We start from the raw sequence: 2,682 nt of genomic DNA on the forward strand, positions 1-2,682 counted from the left end.
GGGTGTAGGGCAGTCGGCCGAGCCGGTCCGCGCGGGACAGGTGCTCCTCGCTGACGCTCATGGGGCGACGGTACTGCCGCCGACCGCCCCGTCGCGCTCCGCCTCGAGCCGCAGCAGCAGGTGCTTGGCCTCGGGTCCGCCGCGGTAGCCCCCTTCGCTCCCGTCGCTGCGCACGACCCGGTGGCACGGCAGGAGCAGCGGGACGGGGTTGTTGGCGCAGGCGCTGCCGACGGCGCGCACGGCCCGAGGCCGACCGGTCAGGCCGGCGACCTCTGCGTACGTCGCGGTGCGCCCGTAGGCGATGCGCGGGAGCGCCTCGACGACCTCGCGCCGGTAGCCCCCGAGGAGCTGCAGGTCGACCGGCACCTCCACCGATGTCGCCCGGCCCGCGAAGTAGTCGTCGAGCCGGCGCGCGGCTGAGTCCAGTCGCCCGGGCGCGCTCAGCACCCGCGGGCTGACCCGCTCGGCGAGGTCGGCGAGCACCGCGTCGTGTCCCTCGCTGGCGAAGGCCACGCGCACGACGCCGCGCCCGGTCGCCGCGAGCAGCAGCGCCCCGACGGGCGAGTCGTGCACCCGGTAGGCGACGTCGAGCAGGTCCACGTCCCCCGCGCGGGCCACGAGCAGGTCGTGTAGCCGGTCCATCTCCGTGTCGGTGGTGCTCATCGGATCTCCTTCTCCCGCAAGGTCCTCAGTCCGTCACTGGCGGCCCGGCGCGCGGCGGCCTCGCTGCCGCCGACGAGGTCGACGATCTGCGCGTACGACAGCCCGCCGAGGTAGCGATAGGTGATGACGTGTCGTTGCTTGTGCGGCAGGGCGGCGACGTGACGCCACACCCCTTCGTCCTGCGGCTCGGGGTCGTCGGTGGCCCGCTCCGGCAGCTCGGCCACGGGGTCGGTGCGCCGCCGGCTGCGCGCCCGGTGGATGTCGATGCACTTGCGCCGGGCCACGGTGACCAACCAGGCCTCGACGTCGAGGTCCGCCGGCAGGTCCGGCCATGCCCGCAGCGCCGCGACGAAGGTCTCGCTCCATGCGTCGTCGACGTCCGCCGCCTCCACGCGCCCCCTACACACCGCGAGCACTCGAGGCCCGTGCTCACGGACGACGAGCTCGAAGGGGGGCAGGCTCACCGGGTCTCCTCAGAAGAGAGCATCGCGCTCCTGCGCCGCCGGCTCCTCGAGCGCGAGCAGCGTCCGCTTGCGCTCCAGGCCCCCGGCGTAGCCGGTGATCGAGCCGTCCGCCCCGACGACCCGGTGGCAGGGCACGAGGATCGAGACGGGGTTGGCCCCGACAGCGCGACCCACGGCCTGGGCCGCGCCGCCGGTCTCCCGGGCGAGGTGGCCATAGGTCGTCGTCGTGCCGTACGGGATGGCCTCGAGCAGGGCCCAGACCCGGCGGTGGTGCTCTCCCCCGCGCAGCTCGTAGGCGATGGTGAACTCGCGCCGCTCCCCCGCCAGGTACTCGTCGAGCTGCGCGCCGAGCTCCTGGACGAGCGGTTCGTCGGCCGGGTCGACCTCGGGCCCGTGGTCGGCTCCCTCGGGCAGCGTCCAGTGCCCCGGGAAGTACAGCCCGACGAGAACCGGGCCCCGGCCGTCGTGGGCCTCGTCGACCACCGCGGTGAGCTCGCCGAGCTGCGTGGTGAGGCGTGCGTGCCGGGTCGTCATGATGTCGATCATGTCCCATGGTCGCGCCGGGTCGCCTCCGTGTGAGATCGGTACCCTCGCCGCCATGAGCATCCGTGCATGGCAGGTCCACCGCCTCGGCGACGCCGCCGACGTCCTCACCCTCATCGACGCCGAGTCACCGCGCCCCGGCCCCGGCCAGGTGCGGGTGCGGGTGCTCGCGACGGGGGTCAACTTCGCCGACACCCTCATGTGCCGCGGCGAGTACCAGGTCCGGCCGGAACCCCCCTTCGTCCCCGGTCTCGAGGTGTGCGGCGAGGTGCTCGAGGTGGGTGCGGGCGTCACCCACGTCGCCGTCGGCGACCGCGTCCTCGGCGGCACCGCCGTCCCCCACGGCGGCTACGCGAGCGAGTGCCTCATGGAGGGCGAGAGCACCTTCCCCGCTCCCGAGGGACTGGACGACGCGGCGTGCGCCGCGCTGATGATCAGCTACCAGACGGGGTGGTTCGGCCTGCACCGCCGGGCCGGGCTGCGCGAAGGGGAGCACCTCCTCGTCCACGCCGCCTCCGGTGGCGTCGGGTCGGCTGCCGTCCAGCTCGGCAAGGCCGCGGGCGCGCACGTCATCGGTGTCGTGGGTGGCGCGGACAAGGTCGCGATCGCCCGCGACCTCGGCTGCGACGTCGTCATCGACCGGCGCGAGCAGGACACGATCGAGACGGTCAAGGAGGTCACCGGGGGCCACGGCGCCGACGTCGTCTACGACCCGGTCGGCGGACCGTCGTACCAGGCGAGCACGAAGTGCATCGCCTTCGAGGGCCGGATCGTCGTCGTCGGCTTCGCCAGCGGACGCATCCCCGAGCCGCGGCTCAACCACGCGATGGTGAAGAACTACTCGATCCTCGGCCTGCACTGGGGGCTCTACAAGGAGCACGATCCGCAGTCCGTCCAGGACGCCCACGCCGAGCTGGTCCGGCTCGCCGACGCCGGCCACGTCGCGCCGCTCGTCGCCGAGACCTTCGGCTTCGACGAGACGCCGGCCGCGCTCGCCCGCCTCGCCGGCGGG

General features: G+C 74.0%; 4 protein-coding genes. 1 reads left to right on the plus strand and 3 read right to left on the minus strand.

Features of this window, described 5'->3' with window-relative positions:
• Positions 1-57 precede the first annotated feature (57 nt).
• The 3 genes from JAN01S_RS16275 to JAN01S_RS16285 are packed head-to-tail and all read right to left on the minus strand — an operon-like array spanning position 58 to position 1,661.
• Positions 58-663: a methylated-DNA--[protein]-cysteine S-methyltransferase gene (locus JAN01S_RS16275; RefSeq protein WP_068319848.1), complete on the minus strand. Its 606-nt coding sequence runs from the start codon at positions 661-663 to the stop codon at positions 58-60.
• On the minus strand, positions 660-1,127 hold the full coding sequence (locus JAN01S_RS16280) for an RNA polymerase sigma factor (RefSeq protein ID WP_068319849.1): 468 nt from the start codon (positions 1,125-1,127) through the stop codon (positions 660-662). The genes JAN01S_RS16275 and JAN01S_RS16280 overlap by 4 nt, the downstream gene beginning before the upstream one ends.
• Before the next feature lie 9 nt (positions 1,128-1,136).
• Positions 1,137-1,661, minus strand: coding sequence for a methylated-DNA--[protein]-cysteine S-methyltransferase (locus JAN01S_RS16285; RefSeq protein WP_068319850.1), 525 nt, complete (start codon positions 1,659-1,661; stop codon positions 1,137-1,139).
• 64 nt (positions 1,662-1,725) lie between these two features.
• On the opposite strand from JAN01S_RS16285, the gene JAN01S_RS16290 reads away from it, so the two are divergent.
• Positions 1,726-2,682: NADPH:quinone oxidoreductase family protein (locus JAN01S_RS16290; RefSeq protein WP_068319857.1), on the plus strand; the 957-nt coding region annotated here is incomplete at its 3' end.

Source organism: Janibacter anophelis NBRC 107843 (assembly GCF_001570945.1).
GTDB lineage: Bacteria > Actinomycetota > Actinomycetes > Actinomycetales > Dermatophilaceae > Janibacter > Janibacter anophelis.

What these genes read in the sequence shown, in the direction of transcription:
- JAN01S_RS16275 (WP_068319848.1), bottom strand. Translation starts at nt 663, where the DNA reads ATGAGCACCACCGACACGGAGATGGACCGGCTACACGACCTGCTCGTG.
- JAN01S_RS16285 (WP_068319850.1), bottom strand. Translation starts at nt 1,661, where the DNA reads ATGACGACCCGGCACGCACGCCTCACCACGCAGCTCGGCGAGCTCACC.